The organism is Tepidimonas sediminis, from assembly GCF_007556605.1.
GTDB lineage: Bacteria > Pseudomonadota > Gammaproteobacteria > Burkholderiales > Burkholderiaceae_C > Tepidimonas > Tepidimonas sediminis.
Genome location: NZ_VJND01000010.1, coordinates 79,474 through 103,313, shown reverse-complemented (window position 1 = coordinate 103,313; position 23,840 = coordinate 79,474). Strand labels below are relative to the sequence as shown.

General features: G+C 71.8%; 19 protein-coding genes. 15 read left to right on the top strand and 4 right to left on the bottom strand.

Annotated features, from left to right (window positions below; all coding sequences use genetic code 11):
- Positions 1-90: 90 nt before the first annotated feature.
- Positions 91-609: a peroxiredoxin gene (locus Tsedi_RS08935; protein WP_143895783.1), complete on the top strand. Its 519-nt coding sequence runs from the start codon at positions 91-93 to the stop codon at positions 607-609.
- Here the strand turns inward: Tsedi_RS08935 and Tsedi_RS08930 are convergent, their stop codons facing one another.
- Entirely contained in the window at positions 610-1,143 is a 534-nt protein-coding gene (locus Tsedi_RS08930) for a GNAT family N-acetyltransferase (protein WP_143895781.1), read from the bottom strand.
- Between the two features lie 49 nt (positions 1,144-1,192).
- Entirely contained in the window at positions 1,193-1,876 is a 684-nt protein-coding gene (locus Tsedi_RS08925) for a cytochrome b/b6 domain-containing protein (protein ID WP_246099240.1), read from the bottom strand.
- A gap of 124 nt (positions 1,877-2,000) precedes the next feature.
- Between Tsedi_RS08925 and Tsedi_RS08920 the strand changes: the two genes are divergently transcribed.
- On the top strand, positions 2,001-2,453 hold the full coding sequence (locus Tsedi_RS08920; protein ID WP_143895779.1) for a c-type cytochrome: 453 nt from the start codon (positions 2,001-2,003) through the stop codon (positions 2,451-2,453).
- A gap of 15 nt (positions 2,454-2,468) precedes the next feature.
- Here Tsedi_RS08920 and Tsedi_RS08915 read toward each other — a convergent pair whose 3' ends face one another.
- Positions 2,469-2,966 (bottom strand): TlpA disulfide reductase family protein, encoded by a 498-nt coding sequence (locus tag Tsedi_RS08915; RefSeq protein WP_143895777.1) that lies wholly within the window; start codon positions 2,964-2,966, stop codon positions 2,469-2,471.
- A gap of 63 nt (positions 2,967-3,029) precedes the next feature.
- Between Tsedi_RS08915 and Tsedi_RS08910 the strand changes: the two genes are divergently transcribed.
- From Tsedi_RS08910 to Tsedi_RS08900, 3 genes are read left to right on the top strand one after another with little or no spacing between them, the layout of a single operon-like run.
- Positions 3,030-3,428, top strand: a complete 399-nt coding sequence (locus Tsedi_RS08910) for a response regulator (RefSeq protein ID WP_185970622.1) — start codon at positions 3,030-3,032, stop codon at positions 3,426-3,428.
- 17 nt (positions 3,429-3,445) lie between these two features.
- Entirely contained in the window at positions 3,446-8,824 is a 5,379-nt protein-coding gene (locus tag Tsedi_RS08905) for a PAS domain S-box protein (RefSeq protein ID WP_143895772.1), read from the top strand.
- Positions 8,808-9,776: a diguanylate cyclase domain-containing protein gene (locus tag Tsedi_RS08900; RefSeq protein WP_143895770.1), complete on the top strand. Its 969-nt coding sequence runs from the start codon at positions 8,808-8,810 to the stop codon at positions 9,774-9,776. The genes Tsedi_RS08905 and Tsedi_RS08900 overlap by 17 nt, the downstream gene beginning before the upstream one ends.
- Before the next feature lie 28 nt (positions 9,777-9,804).
- On the opposite strand, the gene Tsedi_RS08895 is transcribed toward Tsedi_RS08900, so the two are convergent.
- Positions 9,805-10,227, bottom strand: coding sequence for a thioredoxin family protein (locus Tsedi_RS08895; protein WP_143895768.1), 423 nt, complete (start codon positions 10,225-10,227; stop codon positions 9,805-9,807).
- A 38-nt stretch (positions 10,228-10,265) separates the two neighbouring features.
- On the opposite strand from Tsedi_RS08895, the gene Tsedi_RS08890 reads away from it, so the two are divergent.
- The 10 genes from Tsedi_RS08890 (at position 10,266) to Tsedi_RS08845 (ending at position 23,716) form a co-directional block, all read left to right on the top strand.
- Positions 10,266-10,841, top strand: a complete 576-nt coding sequence (locus tag Tsedi_RS08890; protein ID WP_143895766.1) for a hypothetical protein — start codon at positions 10,266-10,268, stop codon at positions 10,839-10,841.
- Positions 10,842-10,849: 8 nt separating this feature from the next.
- Positions 10,850-11,287, top strand: coding sequence for a PTS sugar transporter subunit IIA (locus tag Tsedi_RS08885; RefSeq protein WP_185970623.1), 438 nt, complete (start codon positions 10,850-10,852; stop codon positions 11,285-11,287).
- Positions 11,284-11,553 carry an HPr family phosphocarrier protein gene (locus tag Tsedi_RS08880; protein WP_143895762.1) on the top strand — a complete coding sequence of 90 codons (270 nt, stop codon included), beginning with the start codon at positions 11,284-11,286 and terminating at the stop codon, positions 11,551-11,553. Before Tsedi_RS08885 ends, Tsedi_RS08880 begins: the two co-directional genes overlap by 4 nt.
- Entirely contained in the window at positions 11,550-13,280 is a 1,731-nt protein-coding gene (gene ptsP / locus Tsedi_RS08875; protein ID WP_143895760.1) for a phosphoenolpyruvate--protein phosphotransferase, read from the top strand. Before Tsedi_RS08880 ends, ptsP begins: the two co-directional genes overlap by 4 nt.
- Positions 13,281-13,379: 99 nt before the next feature.
- On the top strand, positions 13,380-15,551 hold the full coding sequence (locus Tsedi_RS08870; RefSeq protein ID WP_143895759.1) for a type I secretion system permease/ATPase: 2,172 nt from the start codon (positions 13,380-13,382) through the stop codon (positions 15,549-15,551).
- The gene (locus Tsedi_RS08865) at positions 15,548-16,975 is read left to right on the top strand and encodes an HlyD family type I secretion periplasmic adaptor subunit (RefSeq protein ID WP_143895757.1); all 1,428 of its coding nucleotides are present in this window, start codon (positions 15,548-15,550) and stop codon (positions 16,973-16,975) included. Before Tsedi_RS08870 ends, Tsedi_RS08865 begins: the two co-directional genes overlap by 4 nt.
- Positions 16,976-17,001: 26 nt before the next feature.
- The gene (locus Tsedi_RS08860; protein ID WP_143895755.1) at positions 17,002-17,688 is read left to right on the top strand and encodes a response regulator transcription factor; all 687 of its coding nucleotides are present in this window, start codon (positions 17,002-17,004) and stop codon (positions 17,686-17,688) included.
- Positions 17,685-17,933, top strand: coding sequence for a tryptophan synthase subunit beta like protein (locus Tsedi_RS08855; RefSeq protein ID WP_143895753.1), 249 nt, complete (start codon positions 17,685-17,687; stop codon positions 17,931-17,933). The genes Tsedi_RS08860 and Tsedi_RS08855 overlap by 4 nt, the downstream gene beginning before the upstream one ends.
- A 155-nt stretch (positions 17,934-18,088) precedes the next feature.
- Positions 18,089-19,867 carry a retention module-containing protein gene (locus Tsedi_RS08850; protein ID WP_143895751.1) on the top strand — a complete coding sequence of 593 codons (1,779 nt, stop codon included), beginning with the start codon at positions 18,089-18,091 and terminating at the stop codon, positions 19,865-19,867.
- A gap of 129 nt (positions 19,868-19,996) precedes the next feature.
- Positions 19,997-23,716 carry a retention module-containing protein gene (locus tag Tsedi_RS08845; RefSeq protein ID WP_143895749.1) on the top strand — a complete coding sequence of 1,240 codons (3,720 nt, stop codon included), beginning with the start codon at positions 19,997-19,999 and terminating at the stop codon, positions 23,714-23,716.
- The last annotated feature ends 124 nt before the right edge of the window (positions 23,717-23,840 follow it).

Here is a 23,840-nt window from a genome sequence, read left to right as displayed (position 1 = left end):
CGCAAACCCGGCCCGCTTGGCGGGACATCGAGGACGACCGACAATCGCGGTCGTCCTTTTTCGTTTTCCCCCCACGGCAAGGAGACCGCGATGATCCAGGTAGGCGACAGGCTGCCCGACGTGACCCTGATGGAGTACTGCGAGACCGAGGCGCCCGGCTGCAGCATCGGCCCCAACCCGGTGCGGGTGCGCGAGGCCGCCGCCGGCAAGACGATCGCGCTGTTTGCGGTGCCGGGCGCCTACACGCCGACCTGCTCGGCCAAGCATCTGCCCGGTTACCTGCAGCGGCTGGACGAGCTGCGTGCCGCCGGCGTCGACGAGGTCTGGTGCGTGGCCGTCAACGACGCCTTCGTGATGCACGCCTGGGGCCGTGACCAGGGGGCCAACGGCAAGATCCGCATGCTGGCCGACGGCAGTGCCGAGTTCGCGCGCGCCACCGGCCTGACGCTGGATCTGACTGCGCGCGGCCTGGGCCTGCGCAGCAACCGCTACTCGATGCTCGTGCAGGACGGCGTGGTGCGCACGCTCAACGTCGAGGCGCCCGGCGCGTTCGAGGTCAGCGACGCCGACACCCTGCTGGCACAGGCGCGCCAGCTCAAGGGCGGCTGATCACAGCTCGAGCTTCAGGTAGTGCGCCCCCGGCAGCGGGTTGTGGTAGTAGGGGGCGATCTCCGTGAAGCCGAGCTCCTGGTACAGCGCGCGCGCGGTCTCCATCTCGCGCAGCGTGTCCAGCAGCATGCAGTCGTAGCCGGCCTGCTGCGCCAGCATGATGACGTGCTCGGCCAGCTGGCGCCCCAGCCCGAACCCGCGGAACGGCCGGCGCACGAACAGCCGCTTCATCTCGCAGGCGTTGCCGTGGTCGCTGTCGAACAGCGGCCGCAGCGCGCAGCAGCCGGCCGGCTCGCCGTCCACGCGCGCCAGCACCAGCGCCCCCAGCGGCGGCGCGTAGACGCCCGGCAGGCGCGCCAGCTCCTCGGCGAAACCCTGGAAAGCCAGGTCGATGCCGATGTCGGCCTGGTATTCGAGAAACAGCGCCCGCACGGCGTCGGTGTCGGCAGCCGGGGCCGCGGGCGTGACCAACTGCAGCTCGATGGCGGAGCCGCCGTCGTCGCGTGCGGCGGGCTGCGTCCCGTGCTCATCCATGGCGGGATGATACGTCGCGCCGCGCGGCGCCGCCAGCGTGTCCGGCCGTTCAGCCGAGCCAGTCCGCCGCGTTGACGAAGGCCCAGGTGACCGCCGCGCTCAGCGCCGCCAGCGCCGCCGCCAGCAGGCGCTGGCGCCAGCCGTCGGCGCTGGCCGGCGTGCCCGCCGGCAGCATCTTGTCGCCGTGGATCATCGGCGGCAGCAGCGCCTTGCCGCGCAGCCGGTACACGACGATGGCCAGCACGTGCAGGCCCACCAGGCCGAGCAGGATCAGCTTGCCCGGGCCCTTGTGCCAGGCGGTGGCGGCGTAGGCGGTGGCCGCCTCGACGTAGCGTGCCAGCGGTCCGGTGAAGGCGATCTCGTCGTCGCTGATGAGGCCGGTGGCCACCTGCGCGCCCAGCGCCAGCAGCAGCGCCCACACCGACAGCGCCCCCAGCGGCGAGTGGCCGACCTCGACGTCGGCCGGCGCGCGGCCGCGCAGGTAGGCCAGCAGCGTGCCGGGCCCGTACAGAAAGCTGGCGAAGCGCGACCAGTGCCCGCCGGCCACGCCCCACAGCACGCGAAACAGCAGCAGCGCCAGCACCGCGTAGCCCAGCCGCTGGTGCCACGTCATCCAGTTGCCGCCCAGGTTGCCGGTGATCACCAGCCCCGCCACCGCCGCCACCAGCAGCCAGTGGAACAGCCGCGTCGGCAGGTCCCACACCCGCACCCTTGTCACGTCAACGTCCGTCACGCTCGTTCTCCCGAGGGGGCAGCCGCAGCGCCGCCGCGCGGATCAGCATACACTGTACCGGTGTACGTCCACCCGTACGCGTGTTCCGCCGTCCTTGTTCTCCACCTTCACAGGAGGTTGTCCGATGTCGATTCGTTCCCTTGCCCTCGCCGCGGCTGCGCTGGCGGTCGCCGCCGGTGCGCACGCCCAGTCCGCGTTCCAGAAGCCCGAGGACGCCGTCAAGTACCGCCAGGCCGCCTTCACCGTGATGGGCGCGCACTTCAGCCGCATCGGTGCCATGGTGCAGGGCCGCGTGCCGTTCGACGCCAAGGTGGCGCAGGACAACGCCGCCATCGTCGTGGCGCTGTCGACGCTGCCGTGGGCCGGCTTCACGCCCGAGACCGAGAAGATCAAGAGCCGCACCAAGCCGGAGGCCTGGATGGAGATGGACAAGGTGCGCGCCGGCGCCGACAAGATGGTCAAGGCGGTGGCGGAGCTGCAGGCCGCCACCCGCACCGGCAACCTCGATGCGATCAAGAAGACCTTCGGCGACGCGGCGGCCACCTGCAAGGCCTGTCACGACGCCTACCGCGAGTGAGGGCGACGCCGGGTCTCAACCCAGCAACTCGTCCAGCAGGCCGGCCAGGGCGTCGAAGTCGGGTGGGCCGACGTAGCGCTTGACGATGCGGCCCTGCCGGTCGACGATGAAGGTGGTCGGGGTCAGCTTGACCTCGCCCCAGGCGCGCGCCAGCTCGCCGTCGCGGTCCAGCGCGACCGTGAACGGCAGCTGGCGCGTGCGCGCGAAGTTGGCGACCCACTCCGGAGGGTCGTAGCTCATCGCCACGGCCAGCGTCTCGAAGCCGCGCGCGGCGAAGCGCTGGTGCGTCTGCACCAGCAGCGGCATTTCCTTGACGCAGCTGGCGCACGTGGTGGCCCAGAAGTTGACCAGCAGCACCTTGCCCTGCAGCTCGGTCATCGTCAGGGTGCGACCGTCGAGCAGGTGGAAGGTGGAGGCCGGCGCGCGCTCGGCGCCGGCGCAGCCGGCCAGCCCGGCGGCCAGCGGGGCCAGCAGCGGGGCGGCGAGCAGCCAGGGTCTCAGGCGGACATCCATGCGGGCAGAATCCTCGATCCAAGGGGGTGAATTGAAGCACGGTTTGCGGGTACGATGGGCGGCATGACCACGACGACCCCCGCGATGCGGCCGCTGCGCGTGCTGGTGGCCGACGACAACCCGCTCAACCTGCGGCTGGCCACGCGCATCCTGCGCGACATGGGGCACAGCGGCGTGCTGGTGGGCGACGGCCACAAGGCCTTGGAGGCGCTGCGCGCGCAAACGTTCGACCTGGTGCTGATGGACGTGACGATGCCGGGCATGGACGGCGTGGAGGCGCTGCGCGAGCTGCGCGCGCGCGAGGCCGCCGGCATGCAGCGGCGCACGCCGGTGATCATGGTCACCGCCTACGACCTGCCGGAGGACCGGCGCCGCCTGCTGGACGCCGGCGCCGACGGCTACGTGGCCAAGCCGCTGGACGCGGAGCGGTTGGCCGCCGAGATCCGGCGCGTGTTGGGCTGAGCCGGGGGAGGCGGGCGATGGCGCGGTGGCGCGGCGGCGGGCGGCTCGGCAGTGTCGGGGTAGGCTGGGTGGCGCTGCTGGTGGCGCTGCTGGTGCTGGCCGCCGGGCTGCTGGTGGCGGTGTGGCTGGAGCAGCGCGCGCGCGCGGAACTGCAGGCCTATCTGGAGCACGAGCTGGACAACGCCGAGCGTCAGCTGGCCGCCGTGGTCGAGCGCTATGGGGCGCTGCTGCTGGGGGTGCGCGGCTGGCTGCACGCGCAGCCGCAGGCGGACTGGCGCGAGGCGCGCGCCTACGTCGGGCCGCTGGAGCTGCCCGAGCGCTACCCGTCGGCCAGCGGCGTGGCGTTCGTGCGCCGCCTGCCGCCCGACGGCGTGGCCGACTGGCTGAGCGCCGCGCGGGGGCGCGGCCTGCCGGTGGACGTGCGCTACCGCACGCTGCGGCCGCTGCAGGGCGACGAGGACGCGCGCTACGTCATCGACTGGATCGAGCCGTCGGGGCAGGAGCACCTGATCGGCCTGGAGCTGGGTTCCGACCCGGTGCGCCGCGAGGCGATGCGGCATGCCGCCGCCAGCGGCGAGCTGACGGTGACGGCGCCGGTGTGGCTGGCCAACACCGAGCGGTCGGAGTACGGGCTGCTGTTCGTGCTGCCGGTCTACCGCGGCGGCTGGACACCGGCGGCGCCGGCCGAGCGCGAGGCCGCGCTGCAGGGCTTTGCGGTGATGGGCGTGCCGGTGGCCGAGCTGGCGCGCGAGGCCGGGCTGACGAGTGAGCGCTACGACTGGCACTGGGTGGACGTGGAGGCCTCGCCGCAGGCGGCCGTGGCCGCGCCGGGGCAGCCGTTGCCGCCGGACGTGCTGGCGCGCGGCGGCGGGGTCGACATGGTGGACAGCGACCGCCACGGTGGCGGCTCGCTGCTGTCGGTCTCGGCGTGGCTGGGCGAGGCCTGGGCCGGCGCGCGGCGCGAGGTGCGGCTCGCGCAGCGGCGTTACGTGCTGGCGGTGCGCAGCACGCCGTTGCTGGAACGCCAGTGGCAGCCCCTGGCTGCGGCCATCATCGGCGTGGGGGCGTTGCCGGTGGCGCTGCTGGCCGGCTGGGCCACCACCGCGGTGTTCCGGCTGCGCCGCGCCGAACGCGAGCGCCTGCGCGCGCTGCAGGGCGACGTGGCGCGCCTGTCGCTGGTGGCACGGCACACGCACAACGCCATCCTCTTCACCGACCGCCAGGGACGCATCACCTGGGTCAACGCGGCCTGCGAGCGGCTGACCGGCTACACGCGCGAGGAGCTGCTCGGCCAGATTCCGGGGCGGCTGCTGCAGTCGCCGGCCACCGACCCGCAGGCGGTGGCGGTGCTGGGCGATGCGGTGCGCCGCGGCGTCGGCTGCGAAGTCGACATCCTCAACCGCAGCAAGGACGGCCGCGAGTACTGGGTCTCGATCGAGCTCGTGCCGCTGCACGACGAGGCCGGCGCGTGCAACGGCTTCATGGCGGTGGAGATCGACATCACCGAGCGCGTGCGCACGCAGGAGCGGCTGCAGGTGGCACTCGCGGAGGCCGAGACGCTGATGACCACCGTGCGCCAGCACGCCATCGTCAGCCAGGCCGCCCCCGATGGCACCATCGTCGACGTCAACGAGGCCTTCTGCGCCATCAGCGGCTACACGCGCGACGAGCTGATCGGTGCGCCGCACAGCATCATCAACTCCGGCCATCACGACGCCGCCTTCTGGGCCGACTTCTGGGGCACGATCGGCAGCGGGCGTGCCTGGCGCGGCGAGATCTGCAACCGCGCCAAGGACGGCCGGCTGTACTGGGTGGACAGCATCGTGGCGCCGCTGCTGGACGCCAACGGCCGCATCGAGCGCTACCTGTCGATCCGCTTCGACATCACGCCGCGCAAGCAGGCCGAGGCGGCGCTGCAGGCCTCGCAGCAGCGGCTGGACAACATCCTGCGCGCCACCGGGGCCGGCACCTGGGTGCTCGATCCCGCCACCGGCGAGGTCGAAGTGGATGAGCGCTGGCTGCGCATGCTGGGCCGGCCCGAGCCGGCGCCGATGCGCATCGGCATGGCCACCTGGGCCGAGCTGGTGCACGCCGATGACCTGCCCGGCGTGATGCTGGGGCTGCAGGCGCACGTGGAAGGCTTGAGCGATGCGTTCGAGTACACGCTGCGCCTGCGCCACGCGGACGGGCGCTGGCTGTGGGTGCGCACGCGCGGTCAGGCCTTCGAGCGTGACGCCGAGGGCCGCGCCAGGCATGTCTACGGCACCAGCCTCGACATCACCGACGTCAAGGCCGCCGAGGAAAGCGCCGCGCGCGCCGAGCGGCTGCTGCGCAGCGCCATCGAGACCATCGGCGAGGGCTTCGCGCTGTACGACCCGCAGGATCGGCTGGTGTTCTGCAACGAGCGCTACCGCGAGCTCTACCCGGTGGCCGCGCCGCTGATGGAGCCGGGGCGCACGTTCGAGGAGATCATCCGTTACGGCGCCGAGCGCGGCGAGTACAGCGAGGCCATCGGCCGCGTCGAGGCCTGGGTGGCCGAGCGCCTGGCGCAGCACCGCGCCGCCGACCGCGATCTGATCCAGCATCTGGCCAGCGGCCGGGTGCTGCGCGTCATCGAGCGGCGCACGCCCGACGGCTACGTGGTGGGCTTTCGCGTCGACATCACCGAGCTGGAGCGCGCGCGCGCCGAGGCCGAGGCCAATCGCGAGCTGCTGGTCAGCGCGCTGGAGGCGGTGGGCGCGGCGGTGTCGGTGTTCGACGCGCAGGAGCGCCTGGTGTGGGCCAACGAGCGCTTCTACCGTCTGCACGAGCAGCTGGCCGACGTGCTGCACCCGGGCGTGACCTTCGAGACCTTCATCCGCACCGGCGTCGAGCGCCGCGCCATCGACCTGCGCGGCGAGGATCCCGAGGCGTGGCTGGCGCAGCGGCTGGCGGACTTCCGCGCCGGCACCACCGACCGCGTCGTGCACCGCCCCGATGGCCAGGCGCTGCGCATCATCGAGCGCCTCACCTCCGGCGGGCTGCACGTCGGCCTGCGCTACGACGTCACCGACATCGAGAACGCGCGCCGCGCCGCCGAGGAGGCCAGCCGCGCCAAGAGCCAGTTCGTGGCCAACATGAGCCACGAGATCCGCACGCCGATGAACGCGGTGCTGGGCATGCTGCAGCTGCTGCTGGGCACCGCGCTGGATGCGCGCCAGCGCGACTATGTTGAGAAGGCCGAGTCGGCGGCCAAGTCGCTGCTGGGCATCATCAACGACATCCTGGACTTCTCCAAGATCGAGGCCGGCAAGCTGGAGCTGGATCCGGAGCCGTTCGTGGTCGACCGCCTCTGGCGGGATCTGGCCACCATCATGGCGGCCAACCTGCGCGGCAAGCGGCTGGAGCTGCTGTTCGACCTCGATGCGGCCATCCCGCGCGTGCTGGTGGGCGACGCGATGCGGCTGCAGCAGGTGCTCATCAACCTGACCGGCAACGCCATCAAGTTCACCGCCGCCGGCAGCGTGACGCTGCAGGCGCGGCTGCTGGCGCGTCACGTGGAGCCCGACGGGTCCGAGCGCGTGCGGCTGCGGCTGGCGGTCATCGACACCGGCATCGGCATTGCGCCGGAGGCGCAGGCGCGGTTGTTCTCGGCCTTCACGCAGGCCGAGAGCTCCACCACGCGGCGCTTCGGCGGCACGGGGCTGGGGCTGGCGATCAGCCAGCGGCTGGTGCAGATGATGGGCGGCACCATCACGGTGGACAGCGCGCCGGGGCGGGGCAGCACGTTTGCCTTCGAGATCGAGCTGCCGGTGGCGCGCGAGGTGCCGGCGGCGCTGGCGGCCGAGGCCATCCCGCGGGAGCTGACCGCGCTGCGCTGCCTGGTGGTGGACGACCACCCGCTGGCGCGCGAGCTGCTGTGCGCGGCGGTGCAGCAGCTGGGCTGGCGCTGCACCGCGGTGGCCGACGCGCAGGCCGCGCTGGCCGCCGTCAACCGCGCCGAGCAGCCGTTCGACGTCGTCTTCGTCGACTGGTCGCTGCCCGGCATGGACGGGCTGGCGCTGGCGCTGGCGCTGCGCCAGGACGTGCCGCCCGAGCGGCGCGCCGCCATCGTCATGGTCACCGCCAGCGGCCGCGAGGTGCTCGCGCAGGTGCCGCAGGAAAAGCAGGCGGCGCTGGACGGCTTCCTGGTCAAGCCGGTCACCGCCTCGATGCTGCTGGAGGCGGTGCGCAACGCGCGGGCGGCCGCGCACGGCCAGCCGGCCGTCGTCGAGCCGGCGACGGCCGCGCGCCGGCTGGCCGGCATGCGCATCCTGGTGGTGGAGGACAACGCCATCAACCAGCAGGTCGCGCGCGACCTGCTCAAGCGCGAGGGGGCGGAGGTGGCGCTGGCCGAGCACGGCCAGCAGGCGCTGGACCTGCTCAAGGCGCATCCGGACGGCTGGGACGTGGTGCTGATGGACATGCAGATGCCGGTGATGGACGGCCTGCAGGCCACGCAGGCGATCCGCCACCAGCTGGGGCTGACCCGGCTGCCCATCATCGCGATGACCGCCAACGCCATGGCCAGCGACCGCGAGGCGTGCCTGGCCGCCGGCATGAACGACCACGTCGGCAAGCCGTTCGCGATCGACCAGCTGGTGCGCGTGCTGCGGCACTGGGCGCCCCATGCGCTGCGGCCCGCGGCGGATGGGGAGCAGGCCAGCGCGGCGTCGTCGGACACCGCGGCCGCCAAGGTGCAGGCGCCCTGGCCCCAGGACGAGCGGGTCGATGTCGCCGCCGCGCTGGCGCGGCTGGGCGACGATGCGGCGCTGTATGCGCGCATCGTGCGCGGCTTCGTCGAGGGGCTGCCGCACACCCGGGCCGACCTGCAGGCGCTGCTGGGCGAGCCGCCCGGGCCGCGCCTGGCCGCGCTGCTGCACACGTTGAAGGGTACCGCGGGCACCGTAGGGGCGGTGCGGCTGGCGGCGTGCGCCGCCGAGGCCGAGCGCGCCGTCAAGGCCGCCTCGGCCGAGGAGCGCGCCGCGGCGCGCGCGCCGGTGCCGCCGTGGTGGCCGGCGCTGGCCGACGAGATGACGCAGAGCGAGCAGGCGCTGCACCGCGTGTTGGCCGAGCTGCAGGCGCGCGGTCTGATCCCGGTGGCGGAGGCGGTCGCCGCCGACGCCGCCGCCGAGGCCGACCCGGCACGCTGGCGCGAGGCGCTCGAGCGCCTGGCCAGCCTGCTGGCCGCCAGCGACATGGAGGCGCTGGAGGTGCACGACGCGCTGCTGGCCGAGCCGGCGGTGGCGCAGGATGCGCGCTGGGCGGATCTGCACCGCGCGATGGAGGCGATGGACTTCGAGGCGGCGCAGGCTGCGGTGCAGGCGCTGCTGCGGGCCGCAGGCCTCGGGGAGGCGGGCGATGACGGGACTGGCTGAGATCGCCGCGCCGGCCTGGCCGGCGCGCAAGCCGCGCCTGCTGCTGGTGGACGACCAGCCGCTGCACCTGCAGGTGCTCTACCGCACGCTCAGCGCCGAGCACCAGCTCTTCATGGCCACCAGCGGCGAGCAGGCGCTGAAGGTGGCGCGCGAACAACGGCCGGATCTGATCCTGCTGGACGTCGTCATGCCGGATGCGGATGGCTTTGCCGTGCTGCGCCAGCTGCGCGCCCAGCGTGACACGGCCGACATCCCGGTCATCTTCGTCACCGCGCACAGCGGCGAGGACATCGAGACGCAGTGCCTGGAGGCCGGTGCGGTGGACTTCATCCCCAAGCCGGTCAATCCCAGCGTGGTGCGCGCGCGTGTGCGCACGCACCTGACGCTGAAGTTCCAGTCCGACCTGCTGCGTGCGCTGGCGTTCATCGACGGCCTGACCGGCGTGGCCAACCGGCGCCAGTTCGACGAGCGCCTCAGCATCGAGTGGGCGCGCGCCCAGCGCCACGGCAGCGCGCTCAGCCTCATCCTGGTCGACGTCGACCACTTCAAGTCCTACAACGACCACTACGGCCATCAGGCCGGGGACGATGCGCTGCGGCGCGTGGCCGCCTGCCTGCGCGAGCACGTGCGCCGCGGTACCGACCTGGTGGCGCGCTACGGCGGCGAGGAGTTCGCCTGCCTGCTGCCCGACACCACGGCGGAGGATGCGCGCGCACTGGCGCAGCAGCTGCTGGAAGCGGTGCGCCTGCTGGCCATTCCGCACCACCACGGCGGCATCGGCGGCGTGCTGACCGCCAGCTTCGGCGTGGCCACGCGCGCCGGTGCGTCCCGGCCCGGCTGGCAGCCGGCCGCCCTGCTGGGCCTGGCCGACGCCCAGCTCTACGAGGCCAAGCGGCTGGGGCGCGCGCGCGTCTGCGCGGCCGTCCTCGGTGAAGACGCCGCCGCCGGCTGACCGCGCGTTGCGGCTTGTCCGGATGGCGCTAGCGAGTGCGCAGCCGCTGGCGCGCCTGCCGCAGCCGCTCCTCCAGGTAGGGGCCGTAGAATTCGGCCAGCCCCATGCCCTCCAGCCGCTCGGCCAGCTCGCGGCCGCGCGCGTCGAGGAACAGCAGGGTCGGCGCCACGCCGATGCGCCAGGCGCGCGCCAGTTCGTAGCCGGTGGTGCGGCGGCCGTCGAAGCCTTCCAGCGGCGTGGCGCGGTCCAGCATGTCCACCTGCACGGCGTGCACCTCGCCGCGGCGCAGCATCGGCAGCAGGTGATGCCGCCGCACGACGTCGCAGAAGGCGCAGCCGCGCAGCGTCACCATCACCACCAGCGGCTCGCCGCGCGCGGCGGCGGCCTGCGCGGCCTGTGGCAGCGAGGCCGGCACGGGCAACTGGTCATGGGGGGGCGTGGGTGTGGACATGCGGCGGACTCGGCTAGGATGCGGCCATGCGATTGTGCATGCGATGGCCCAAGCGTGCAGGGTTGGCCGGTGTGGCGACGTTGGCGCTGGCGGCGTGCAGCCCGGCCCTGGACTGGCGCGACGCGGGGCTGGCCGCGCCGCTGCTGGCGCTGCTGCCGTGCAAGCCGGAGCGCGCCGAGCGCGCGGTGCCGCTGCTGGGTCCGCAGGCGGCGCCGGTGACGCTGCGCATGGCCAGCTGCACGGCCGGTGGCGCCACTTGGGCGTTGGCCGAGGCGCGGCTGCCCGATGGGGCGCAAGCGGCCGCGGCGCTGGCCGCGTGGCAGCGGGCCGCCTGGGCGACGCTGGGCGCGCCGCCAGCGGCCGCCGAGGCCGGCGCGCTGCCACCGGGCTGGGCCGAGGTGCCGTGCGCCGGCCGCGGCGCGGCGCTGCAGCGCTGCCTGCGCGGCCCCGGCCGGGCGCCCGACGGCCGCGCGGTGCGGGCCGAGCTGCACTGGAGCGCGCGCGGTCCCTGGCTGGTGCAGGCCGCCGCCTACCTGTCCGATGGTGCGGCGCTGCCGGCCGCGGCGCACGAGGCGTTCTTCGGCGCGCTGGCCTGGCGCGGCCCTGGCTCATAATTGGCGGCATCGTGAACGGCATCCTCGTCATCGCGCACGCCCCGCTGGCCTCCGCGCTGCGGCAGTGCGTGCTGCACGTGTTTCCCGAGGCGCAGCGCGTGGTCGACGCGCTGGACGTGCCGCCGGACCAGCCGCCCGAGGTCACGCTGGCGCAGGCGCGCGCGCTGCTGGCGGCGCATGGCGGCGACGACATGCTGGTGCTGACCGACCTCATCGGCGCCACCCCCTGCAACGTGGCGGCGCAGCTGGGCGACGGCGTGCACACGCACGTGGTCACCGGCGTCAACCTGCCGATGCTGCTGCGCGCCTTCACCTACCGGCACGAGCCGATCGCCACGCTGGCGGCGCGCGCCACCGCCGGCGGCACGCAGGGCGTCATGCCGCTGACGCCGGCTGCGCCGTGTCCGCCGCCCGGGCAGGCGGCCGTCCCCCCCTCGCCACGATGATCCAGCGCCAGGCCACCATCCAGAACCAGCTCGGGCTGCACGCCCGCGCCGCCGCCAAGCTGACCAAGCTGGCCAGCAGCTTCGCTTGCGAGGTCTGGATGAGCCGCCACGGCCGACGCATCAACGCCAAGAGCATCATGGGCGTGATGATGCTGGCCGCAGGGCAGGGCGCCACCGTCGAGATCGAATGCGACGGCCCGGACGAGGAGCAGGCGATGCAGGCGCTGCTGGCGCTGATCGACGACAAGTTCGGGGAGGGGCAATGACCTTCACGCTGCACGGGCAGGCGGTCTCGCGCGGGGTGGCCATCGGGCGCGCGGTGCTGGCCGCGGCCAGCCGCGTCGACGTCGCGCACTACTTCATCGCGCCGCAGCAGGTGGCCGACGAGCTGGGCCGCCTGCGCCGCGCGCGCGACACCGTGGTGGAGGAGATCGAGCGGCTGCGCCAGGGGCTGGCGCACGACGGCGTGGAGGCGCACGCCGAGCTGGCCGCGCTGCTGGAGGTGCACCTGATGCTGCTGCAGGACGAGCACTTGCAGGACGGTGTCAAGCAGTGGGTACTGGAGCGCCATTACAACGCCGAGTGGGCCCTGACGGCGCAGCTGGAGGTGGTGGCGCGCCAGTTCGACGAGATGGAGGACCCCTACCTGCGCGAGCGCCGCGCCGACCTGGAGCAGGTGGTCGAGCGGCTGCTGCGCGCGCTGCGCGGCGAGTCCTCGCCGCTGGCGGCCGCTGCCCCCGCGGCCGGCGCCGGCGGCGAGCCACTGGTGCTGGTCGCGCACGACCTGTCGCCGGCCGACATGCTGCACTTCAAGCACGGCGTCTTCGCCGGCTTCGTCACCGACGTCGGCGGGCGCACCAGCCATACCGCCATCGTGGCGCGCAGCCTGGAGATTCCGGCGGTGGTGGGCGTGCGCAACGCCAGCCAGCTCATCCAGCAGGACGATCTCGTCATCGTCGACGGTGATGCGGGCGTGGTCATCGTCGACCCCTCGCCGATGATGCTGGCCGAATACGGCTACAAGCAGCGCCAGGGCGAGGTCGAGCGCGAGAAGCTCACGCGCATCAAGAACACGCCCGCGGTGACGCTGGACGGCCAGCGCATCGAGCTGCTGGCCAACATCGAGCTGCCGGAGGACACGCTGCCGGCGCTGGCCGTGGGGGCGGTGGGGGTGGGGCTGTTCCGCACCGAGTTCCTGTTCATGGGCCGCGGCGGCAAGCTGCCCGACGAGGAAGAGCAGTACGACGCCTACCGCCGTGCGGTGGAGGGCATGCACGGCTTGCCGGTGACGATCCGCACGGTGGACGTCGGCGCCGACAAGCCGCTGGAGGCGCACCGGCGCGACGACCACCTCAACCCGGCGCTGGGGCTGCGCGCGATCCGCTGGAGTCTGGCCGAGCCGGCGATGTTCCTGACGCAGCTGCGCGCCATCCTGCGCGCCGCCGCGCACGGCAAGGTCAACGTGCTCATCCCGATGGTGGCGCACCTGAGCGAGGTGCGCCAGGTGCACGCGCTGCTGGCCAAGGCGCGCGAGCAGCTCGACCGCCGCGGCGCGGTCTACGGCCCGGTGCGCGTCGGCGCGATGATCGAGGTGCCGGCGGCGGCACTGGCGGTGCGGCTGTTCCTGCGCCATTTCGATTTCATCTCGATCGGCACCAACGACCTGATCCAGTACGCGCTGGCGATCGACCGCGTCGACGAGTCGGTGGCGCACCTGTACGACCCGCTGCACCCGGCGGTGCTGCGGCTGGTGGCCGACACCATCGCCGCCGCGCAGGAGGCCGGCAAGCCGGTCAGCGTCTGCGGCGAGATGGCCGGCGACGTCACGCTGACGCGGCTGCTGCTGGGCCTGGGGCTGCGCAGCTTCTCGATGCACCCGACGCAGATCCTGCCGGTCAAGCAGCAGGTGCTGCGCAGCGACACGCGCAAGCTGCGCGCCTGGGCGCAGCAGGTGGTGGCCAGCGACGAGCCGGCGCTGCTGCTGGCCGATTGAGCCGGCGCGCGCCGCTGCTACACTCAGTTTCATCAGATCGGTGCGCTGGCGGCCCAGGCCCCCGCGGGCCGTCCGTCCGCCGTCGCTGGAGAATCCTGCATGACCGCCGCCCCCGCCGCCGCGTCCCCCGCGTCCGCCGACGCCGCGGCGGCCGCCGTGGCCGATCCGCTGCTGCAGTGCCTGCTGATCGTGGCGCGCGCGCACGGCCGCGCCAGCAGCGCCGAGGCGGCCACCGCCGGCCTGCCGCTGGTCGGCGGGCGCCTGTCGCCCAGCCTGTTCGAGCGCGCCGCGCACCGCTGCGGGTTGGTCAGCCGCATCGTGCGGCTGCCGATCGAGCGGCTGCGGCCCGAGCTGCTGCCGGCCATCCTGCTGCTGGAAGGGCGCGACGCCTGCGTGCTGCTGGAGCGGCGCGACGACGGCACCTGCCGCGTCGTCTACCCCGAGCTCGGCGAGGCGCCGGTGGAGGTGCCGCTGGCGGCGCTGCAGGCGCGCTACGCCGGCCGCACGCTGTACGTGCGGCCGCGCCAGCACTTCGAGGCGCGCGCCGGCACCGTGCCGCGCAGCCGCGACGGTCACTGGTTCTGGAGCGTCATCGCCGACAACGCGGGCCTGTACCGCGACGTGCTGGTGGCGGCCTTCCTGACCAACCTGTTCGCGGTGGCGATGCCGCTGTTCATCATGAACGTGTACGACCGCGTGGTGCCGAACCAGGCGTTCGACACGCTGTGGGTGCTGGCCGCCGGCGTGCTGGTGGTGCTGGCGGGTGACCTGGTGCTGCGCGTGCTGCGCGGCCGCTTCGTCGACCTGGCCAGCAGCCGCGCCGACGTCAGGCTCTCGGCGCTGATCATGGAGCGGGTGCTGGGCATGCGCATGGAGCAGCGACCGGTCTCCGCCGGCTCGTTCGCGGCCAACCTGCGCGCGTTCGAGTCGGTGCGCGACTTCATCGGCTCGGCCACCGTGATGGCCTTCATCGACCTGCCCTACGCGCTGCTGTTCTTCGGCGTCATCGTCTGGATCGCGCCGCCGATGGTCATCCCGCTGGTGATCGGTGCGCTGCTGATGCTGCTGTACGCGCTGGCGGTGCAGGGCCGCATGCAGCAGCTCACCGAAACCACCTACCGCGCCGGTGCGCAGCGCAACGCCACGCTGGTGGAGGCGCTGGTGGGTTTCGAGACCGTCAAGGCGCTGGCGGCGGAGTCGCCGCTGCAGCGCAAGTGGGAGCAGAGCGCCGCGCTGCTGGCGCGCGTCGGCGCGCAGCTGCGCCTGCTGTCCAGCAGCGCCGGCAACACCTCGCTGTTCGTGCAGCAGACGGTCAACGTCGTCATGGTCATGATCGGCGTGTACCTGATCGGCGAGCGCCAGCTCTCGCTCGGCGGCCTGATCGCCTGCACGATGCTGGCCTCGCGCGCGATGGCGCCGATCGGACAGGTGGCCGGCCTGCTGGTGCAGTACCACACCGCACGCACGGCGCTGGATTCGCTCGACGAGCTGATGAAGCGCGAGGTCGAGCGCCCGCCGCAGGCGCATTTCGTCACGCGCGGCCACTTCGACGGCGCCATCGAGTTCCGCGACGTCTCGTTCCAGTACCCGGGCCAGCAGAACGGCGCGCTGCGCCACGTGAGCTTCCGCATCCAGCCCGGTGAGCGCGTGGCCATCCTGGGGCGCGTCGGCTCGGGCAAGACCACGGTGCACAAGCTCATCCTCGGCCTTTACCGGCCCACCTCGGGTGCGGTGCTGGTCGACGGCGTCGACGTGCGCCAGCTCGACCCGGCCGAGCTGCGCCGCCACATCGGCTACGTGCAGCAGGACGTGATGCTCTTCTACGGCACGCTGCGCGACAACATCACGCTGGGCGCGCCGCTGGCGGACGACGAGGACCTGCTGCGCGCCGCCACCGTGGGTGGCATCACCGATTTCGTCAACGCCCACCCGCAGGGCTTCGACATGCTGGTGGGCGAGCGCGGCGAGTCGCTCTCCGGCGGTCAGCGCCAGGGCGTGGCCATCGCGCGCGCCCTCGTCCACGACCCCACCATCCTGCTGATGGACGAGCCCACCGCCTCGATGGACCACAGCACCGAGGAGACCGTCAAGGCGCGCCTGAAGCGCATCCTGCCCGGCAAGACGCTGGTGCTGGTGACGCACCGCACCTCGCTGCTCGATCTGGTGGACCGCCTGATCGTGCTGGATGCCGGCCGCGTCGTCGCCGACGGACCCAAGGACCTGGTGGTGCAGGCCCTGCGCGAGGGCCGCATCGGAAAGGCCAACCCATGAGCGAGATCGGCGCCAAGGGGTTCGAGCGCATCGGCCAAGTCACCCAGGTCGGCGGCGGGCTGGGGCGCACGCTGTTCGGCCGCGTGGTGGACCGGCTGGCCGGCGGGCCGCCGCCCGACGAAGCGCGGCTGGCGCAGGACTGGGGCGCCGACGCCGACTGGGCGCAGCTGCAGCAGGAGCCGCTGCGTGCGCGCCGCCTGGTGCGCATCGCGGCGCTGGTGGTGGCGGTGCTGATCGGCTGGGCCGCGGTGGCCGAGGTCGACGAGGTCACGCGCGGCGAGGCGCGTGTCGTGCCCTCCAGCCAGGTGCAGGTGGTGCAGAGCGTCGATGGCGGCGTCGTCACCGACATCCTGGTGCGCGAGGGCGAGCTGGTGCAGGCCGGCCAGCTGCTGCTGCGCGTGGACCCGACGCGCTTCGCCGCCAACCTGAGCGAAAGCCGCGCGATGCAGCTGGCGCTGCAGGCCAAGGCCGAGCGGCTGCAGGCCCTCATCCAGGGGCGCGCCTTCAGCCCCTCGGCCGAGCTGCAGCGCGAGGCGCCGCAGCTGGTGGCGCAGGAGCGCGCCGCCTTCGACGCCAAGCGCGCCGAGATCGCCGCGCAAATCGGCATCACGCAGAGCCAGCTCAGCCAGCGCCAGCAGGAGCTCAACGAGGCGCGCGCGCGGCGCGACCAGGCCGAGCGCAGCCTGGAGTTCACGCAGCGCGAGCTCGACGCCACGCGCCCGATGGTGCGCAGCGGCGCCGTCTCCGAGGTCGAGGTGCTGCGGCTGGAACGCGAGGTGGCGCGCCTGCGCGGCGAGCGCGAGCAGGCCACCGCCCAGATCGCGCGCGTGCAGGCCGCCATCGCCGAGGCGCAGCGCCGCATCGACGAGGTGCAGCTGCAGGCGCGCGCGCAGATGAGCGCGGAACTGTCCGAGACCCTCAGCCGCCTGCGCGCGATGGCCGAGGGCGGCCGCGCGCTGGAGGACAAGGTGCTCAAGGCCGACCTCAAGTCGCCGGTGCGCGGCACCGTCAAGCGGCTGCACGTCAACACCGTCGGTGCCGTCGTGCAGCCCGGCCGCGAGGTGGTGGAGATCGTGCCGCTGGACGACGCGCTGATCCTGGAGGCGCGCATCGCGCCGAAGGACATCGCCTTCCTGCGCCCGGGGCTGGAAGCCACCGTCAAGTTCACCGCCTACGACTTCGCCATCTACGGCGGGCTGCAGGCCGACGTCGTCAGCATCGGCGCCGACTCGGTGGTCGACGACCGGGGCAACGCCTACTACGTCGTGCGCCTGCGCACGCGCCAGGCCAGCCTCGGCGAGGGGCTGCCGATCATCCCCGGCATGGTGGCGCAGGTCGACATCCTCACCGGCAAGAAGACCGTGCTGCAATACCTGCTCAAGCCCGTGCTGCGCGCCAAGGCCAACGCGCTGACCGAACGCTGAAACCCCGCCCCGACGGAGCCCCGACCATGAGCGGCAAGCGCCACTTCCTCGTCACCGGTCGCGACGCCGGGCCGCAGGCGCCGACGCTGCCGCCGCCGCGCTGGCTGCAGGCCTTCCCCGACGGGCGCGTCTGCACCTGGGCCACGCTGCGTGCCGGCGTGCGCCCCGGCGACACCGTCTGGGTGCCGGTGACCGAACCGGACTGGGAGGCGCACGTGCGCGCCTTCGTGCGCGAGCGCGCCGACGCACCGGTGGTCGTGCTCAGCCCCGTGCCGCAGGACGCCGAGGGCCTGCGCGCGCTCGACGCCGGCGCGCGTGGCTACGTCCACCTGCTGGCCGTGCCGGCCGTGCTGCGCGAGGTGGAGCAGGTGGTGCGCCACGGCGGCCTGTGGGCCGGCCCGGAGCTGGTGCAGCGCCTGCTGGCGGCCACGCGCACGCTGCTGCAGCGCCAGCCCGCCGCCGCGCGTGAGCTGGTCGACCTGTCGCAGCTGTCGGAGCGCGAGGCGCAGGTGGCGCGGGCGGTGGCCGCCGGCAAGTCCAACCGCGAGATCGCGGCGCAGCTGTGCATCAGCGAGCGCACCGTCAAGGCCCACCTCGGTCAGGTGTTCGCCAAGCTCGGCGTGCGCGACCGCGTGCAGCTGGCGCTGCGGCTGGCCGAGGCGGTGCCCGCCGCCCGCTCCCCCGCCGAGCCCGGCCCGGAGGTCTCCCCGTGAACGAACCCTTCGACGACGATCCCGCCGGCGCCGACCCGCTGGCCGCGCGCGATGCGCTGGCCCGCACCGACGCGGAGCTGGCCCGCATCACCGAGGACCTGATCGACATCCTGATCGCGCGCGGCGTGATCCAGTTCACCGACTTCCCGCCTGCGGCGCAGGCCAAGCTGCTGCGGCGGCGCGCCACCCGCGCCACCCTCAGCCGCCGGCTGCAGCTGCTGGACGACGACGGCGCGGTGCTCTGACGTCCCCCGCCGCCGGTCGCCCGACCGGCGGTGCCCCGCCGGCGGCGTGCCCTTGATCCTCGTCAAATCGCCCCGCCGGACGGCTTCGATGATGGAGCGGGAAGCGGTGCGCCCCGCGCACCGCGGCTTGGCGCGACCTCGGGAAAGGACCTACCATGGCACAGCAGGCAAGGGTGATCGCCGTCAGCGGGCAGGTGCTCGCGATAGGATCGGAGGGGCCGCCGCGGCTGCTGGCCGCGGGGGAGGTGCTGCCCGCCGGCGTCACCGTGCGCCCGGCGGCCGGCGCGGCGGTGGAGCTGCTGCTGGACGACGGCCGCACCCTGCTGCTGGACGACCGGCTGGCGTGGCTGGTCGGCGCCGAGGCGCCCGTGCCCAGCACGCCGCAAGCCACCGCCGCGCTGCAGGCCGTGCTCGACGTGCTGGCGCGCGGCGGCGACCTCGACGAGCTGGAGGCCGCCGCGGCCGGCGCCGCGGGCGGCGCCGAGGGCGAGGGCAACAGCTTCGTGCGCCTGCTGCGCATCGTCGAGGACGTCACCCCCAACGTCTACGAATACGGCGTCGAGCTGGCCCCGACGATCGACGCCCCGCTGCTGCCGCAGGCGGAGGCCGCGCCGACCCCGGCGCCGGAGCCTGCCGCGCCGCCGCCCCCGGCGCCCATCACGCGCGCGTTGCCCTGCCACGCCCAGTCGAGGGTGCGCGTGATGGGCGCCGGCGAGGGCGCGGCAAGCTTCGAGCAGCGCCTGTCGCAGGAGAAGAACGACGGCCAGTGGCTGCTCAGCGACGCCTCGTTCCAGAGTGCCCGCGGCACCCTGCCGCACCCCTTCACCATCACCGACCAAGGGGGCGGCCGCGACCCGGCCTTCGTCGTCACGCCCAACTTCCAGGCTGCGCCCGGCGACCGGCTCACCTTCAGCGCCACCGCGGTGCTGGACACCGACGACCGCGGCGCCGACCAATACCAGGTCACGCTGTACCGCCTCACCGACGCCGGCTGGCAGGCCGCCGGCGTGCTCACCAGCGCCGACGGCAGCTACACCCACACCTTCGACGAGCCGGGCGAGTACCGCGTGCAGTTCGCGGTGCGCGACAACACCGGCGGCGCCGACAAGGCCAGCGCCACCGTGGCGCTGGAGCCGACGCCGTGGTTCTTCGACCCCGTGCCGGGGCCGGAGCAGGTGGAAGTGCGCCCCGCCACCGGCAACCTGCTGGCCAACGACGTGGCGGGCGACGGCACGCTGGCCGAACACACCTGGGCGCTGGTCGGTGGCACGCCGCAGCCGGACGGCTCCTGGCTCGTCGCGGGGGAGCAGGGCACGCTCAGCGTCGCGCCCGACGGCGGCTTCACCTACACGCCCTCGCCCGATGCGGCCGGCGGAGAGGAGACGTTTTCCTACACCCTGACCGACCCCGACGGCGACAGCAGCACCGCCACGCTGACCGTGACGGTGACGCGCACCGTGCTCGACCCGCTGGCCCCGCAGGCCGCGGCGGACGCGTTCGCCGCCGCCGAAGCCGACGACGACGCTGGCGCGGGGCTGGCATCCGCCGCGCTGGCCGCGCCTGACGCCGACCGCGACGGGGACGGCATCCCCGACGCGCTGGAGGACGAAGGCCCCTCCGCCACCGCCGCAGACGATCCGGAAGCGGGCGACCTGGACGCGGACGACGGTGCCGCCGACGGCGCGGCGCTCGCGCTGGAGGATGCGCTGGACGACGCGCTGCAGGGGCCGCAGGCCGACACCACGCTGGACGACCTGCTGCCGCCGGCCGGCGAAGCCGCCTCCGGCGCGGAGGCGGCTGCCGGCGCCGCCCCCGACGCCCCATCCGACCCCGCCGACCTCACCATCATCGGCCTGCAGCTCGACGCCGGCCCCAGCAGCGAGATCGACCTGCTGGAGCAGCAGAAGGACAAGGGCGCTCCGCGCGACGGCTGACGCCGCGGCCCGCGGGGGCCGGGCGCGTGACCGCCCCGCCCCCGCGAAGAATTGGACTTTCGTCCAATGGTCGCCGGCGCGCGCCCGCGCTAGAGTGGATCGCATCACCCAGACCGCAAGGAGTCCGCCATGGCCAAGGCCACCGTCGTCCAGCTCACCGGCAACGCCGCCCTCGTCCTCGCCGACGGCAGTACCCGCCCCCTCAAGGTCGGCGACGTGCTGCAGAGCGGCCAGATCGTGCGCACCGCCGCCGGCGCGCGCGTGGAGCTGCTGATGGAGGACGGCCAGACGGTGGCCATCGGCCCGCAGCAGGCCGTGCGGCTGGACGACAGCATCGCCCAGACGGACGCCACCCCCACCGCCGCCGACGCCGCGGTGCAGCCGCAGACGGTGGAGCAGATCACCCAGATCCTGCAGCAGGGCGGCGACCTCACCGAGGAACTCGACCCCGCGGCGGCCGGCGCGGCCGGCGGCGGCGAGGCCGACGGCTCCAGCTTCGTGCGCCTGCTGCGCATCACCGAAAGCGTCGATCCGCTGTCGTACAGCTACCGCTTCGACCCCGAAGGCCCGATCGACGCGCCGCTGCTGAGCGCGCAGGCGGAGGCGCCGGTCGAAGTCAGCGTGGTCAATGTGAGCATTGGAGTAGGCCTCGTTGGAGGAGAAGGCGGTGTTCCGGGTACCGATGGTGGTGTGCAGTTGATCCTGACCGACCCGAATGTTGCGCGAGTGACCTCCATTGAGGTTCCAGAAGGGACTGGCGAGGGGGTCAAGAACGTCACGTTTTTGATTTTGCTGGATCGTCCCGCAGATTCGCCGGTTTCGGTTTCCTATGAAATTCGTTCTGGCACGGCTACTGCTGGTGAGGACTTCACGCCGCTTCAGGGTACAGTAGTTATTCCTGTCGGTTATGCGGGGTTCGAGGTAACCCATGGGATCGTAATGGATGACAAGCCCGAAGGCAATGAGTTTTATCAGATAGTCATAACCGCAGTTCAGGGTGCCGTCCTAGGCAATCCTGTCGCCACGGTAACCATTATCGATGACGATGTGTCTGTGAGTGCACAGAGCGTCCAGGGCGATGAAAGCGAAGGGCTTCAAATCCTCACAGGGAGGCTCGATATTGACTTTGGCCCGGGCGATGATGGGGCCGTCGAGCTGGAGGCAGAGGGTGCGACTTGGGATGCAGACTCCCGCACGCTCTCGGACAATGATGGGCGATGGAAGATTGTCCTCAAAGATGGTGGGGTTTACGAATTCCTTCAATTGGGTGCGCTCGTTCACGCTGTCGCTGAAAATCCAGACGACAAGCTTGAGATAGTTATTAAAGTCAAGGCTGTCGATAGCGCGGGCAACCTTGGGCTGGGAGAATTCGTCGTCACCATTTTGGACGACGGACCGAGCATCAGCCTCAGCGCGAGCGCCGCCCCGGATGCCCTGGTGGTGGACGAGTCGGTGCTGACGGCCGATGCCACGGCCAACTTCGCCGACAACTTCAGCAACACCTTCAGCTACGGCATGGACGGTGCGGGCACGGTGTCGAGCGCCTACGCGCTCAGCATCACCGGCGGTGACGGCACCGACAGCGGCCTGGACAACCTCGCCGGCCAGAACATCCTGCTCTACAACAACGGCGGGGTGATCGAAGGCCGCGTGGGCAGCACGGTGTACTTCACCGTCAGCGTCGATGGCAGCGGCCAGGTCACCCTCGATCAGCAGCTTGCCATCAAGCACCCGGTGACGACCAACCCGGACGACGCCGTGACCCTGGCCAACGCCAACCTGATCGTGCTCACCCGCACCGACACCATCACCGATGCGGACGGCGACACCGCCACCGCCTCGGCCAGCCTCGACATCGGCCAGGCCCTGAGCTTCAAGGACGACGGACCGAGCATCAGCCTCAGCGCGAGCGCCGCCCCGGATGCCCTGGTGGTGGACGAGTCGGTGCTGACGGCCGATGCCACGGCCAACTTCGCCGACAACTTCAGCAACACCTTCAGCTACGGCATGGACGGTGCGGGCACGGTGTCGAGCGCCTACGCGCTCAGCATCACCGGCGGTGACGGCACCGACAGCGGCCTGGACAACCTCGCCGGCCAGAACATCCTGCTCTACAACAACGGCGGGGTGATCGAAGGCCGCGTGGGCAGCACGGTGTACTTCACCGTCAGCGTCGATGGCAGCGGCCAGGTCACCCTCGATCAGCAGCTTGCCATCAAGCACCCGGTGACGACCAACCCGGACGACGCCGTGACCCTGGCCAACGCCAACCTGATCGTGCTCACCCGCACCGACACCATCACCGATGCGGACGGCGACACCGCCACCGCCTCGGCCAGCCTCGACATCGGCCAGGCCCTGAGCTTCAAGGACGACGGGCCTGGGATAGGTTCTCGGCTGGATCCGGACGGTGATTCTGTCATTGAGATCGTTGCGCCCAATCTCAATGCGATTTATGGTGGTCTGAATTTTCTCGATTGGGGGTTCGGCTCGGACGGTCGAGGGGCTTATTATGTTACCGGATTCACGGGGACGACAGGGGCGAGCGCCGTACTGAATCCGGGATCGACGGATGGGCAGGCTGTTGTCGAGCTCAGGTACGGATCGGCTGTCGTGGGGCGGTTGACACTGAACGGCTCAGGTCCTGATTCGCTGCAGGTTCTTGATCGCCCTCAAATTCTGGTTACGGATGAGTTGTTGACTGGAGATGTTACGGCGTCTGGGCCGTCGCTTGCCAAATATATCAACAGTAGTATTTCCGGGCTGATCGTGACGATTACGGGGAGCGATGGAGATGCCGTACCGAACGAGTCAGCGGATGAGGTCAATCCAAGCTCGCAGGGCTGGGCTATCAATGACAATCAGATTGATCGAAATGAATCAATAAAGTTTAGCTTTAGTTCGCCGGTGAATAGTTTTAGTTTCAGAACGACTGGGTTCACTGGTTCTCCGAGTGGTGGTTTGGTTGGTTTGCAGATCAAGCTCGTGTACGCGAGTGGGCAGACGGAAACATTTTACGTGAATTCCTCGGATGGGGGGCAGGTCGACGTCCATGCGCTGCCGGGTTTTGGTGACACGTTGGGTGGCACGGCGTTTCAGTCCGTTGAGGTTTTGAGTAACGGGCAGTCAGGCCTCGGAATTGCTGTTCAGGATGGGAATGATGGTTTCCGCTTGAACAATGTCACGGTGGGGCAGTTGCGTGAAATCAGCCCGATCGACATCAATTATCGATTCAACCTCTCCCTGGTGGACGGTGATGGCGACGCGGTGTCGCAGACCTTCGACATCACGTTGAGCGGTCGGTCAACGGACAACTTTACGGTCAATACCGTCGTGGGGACGATTGGCTCAGATTCGCTCTTGGGCTCTGTGGAGAGCGATTATTTGATCGGGGGGGCGGGCAACGACACCCTGAGTGGGGCAGAGGCAGACGATGTTCTCGTTGGAGGCGCAGGGAACGATGTGCTGGTGGGAGGCTTGGGTGCCGACGTCTTCAAGTGGAACCTGGGTGACCAAGGCACAAGCTCGGCCCCCGCCCGGGATGTCATCGCCGACTTCAATCCTGCACAAGGGGACAAGCTCGATCTTCGGGACCTTCTGCAAGGTGAAAACAGCGGTAACCTGGGTCAATACCTGCGTTTCTCGACAGAAGGTACGGGGTCGGCCACCAAGTTGGTGTTGCAGGTCGACCACGACGGTGGGGCTACCTTTGCTGAGACGCAGCGCATCGTGTTTGACAACTATGCGAGCAAAGATGCGCTGGCCACGGCGCTCGGGCTGGCGGCAGGGGCGACGGATGCCGACATCCTCGGCAAGCTGAAGACCGACGGCAAGCTGATCACCGACTGAACCCGGCCCGACGAAGGAGGAAGGGGGCGTACTCCGCACGCTCCCGCCGGGTGGCGGGGGTAAGTTCAGCCGCTGGTCGATGCACAAAAATAAACGAACGTTCGTATTTTCCCTAACCCGCGCG